At 40.3% G+C, this 568-nt stretch carries 2 protein-coding genes; both read left to right on the top strand.

Annotated features, from left to right (window positions below; genetic code table 11):
* A partial coding sequence (locus HMPREF0670_RS15235) for a PoNe immunity protein domain-containing protein (RefSeq protein WP_009232019.1) occupies window positions 1-472 on the top strand: 472 nt, incomplete at its 5' end.
* Window positions 402-568, top strand: a 167-nt coding sequence (locus HMPREF0670_RS17555; protein WP_157579686.1) for a PoNe immunity protein domain-containing protein, incomplete at its 3' end; no start/stop codon positions are given. The genes HMPREF0670_RS15235 and HMPREF0670_RS17555, both read left to right, overlap by 71 nt.

Raw genomic sequence — 568 nt, 5'->3', positions numbered from 1 at the left:
GATGTTGGAGAAGAGATTAACTTCAATCAACAAGTATAAAGCATATCTAACAACAGAGCAAGAAAGTGAATTGTTCTTTTGTTATATGGTAGGAGTCGACAGTATGGATATCATCCAAATAAGATATTCAATGGACGGTGGACTAAAAGAGCTACAAAAAATTTATATGGACTCTTTTGACTACTTCCTTCGTGATAATAGTTGTGATAATCCTGTATATGATGACATTCTAAACAGAATATCACTGGGCATTCTCCTAAACATTCCCGATGAAAACTTCATGCAGTTGGTAGACTACGTACAGCGCTTGGACGAAGAGGCGAAACCTGCGGACTGGACACCGGACTTGTTGCTTTGGTTCTTGCTGAACTCACGCTTGAAAGATAACGAGAAAAGGACACATGCCCAAAAACTCGGATTCCCAAGAGAATGCAAGGGGGCTATACAAAGTAACGCAAGCCACAGACAGTAAGGCTGCCCTAAAAGCATTAAAAGACTATATAGGCAAATGGTACAACCTAAACAAGGATGCCTCTTGGTACGACAGTCACCTAAGAAAGAACTGCTA

This window comes from Prevotella sp. oral taxon 317 str. F0108, assembly GCF_000162415.1.
Classification (GTDB): domain Bacteria; phylum Bacteroidota; class Bacteroidia; order Bacteroidales; family Bacteroidaceae; genus Prevotella; species Prevotella conceptionensis.
Note: the sequence above shows the minus strand (reverse complement) of the source record. Positions and strands in the feature narration are given on the sequence as shown.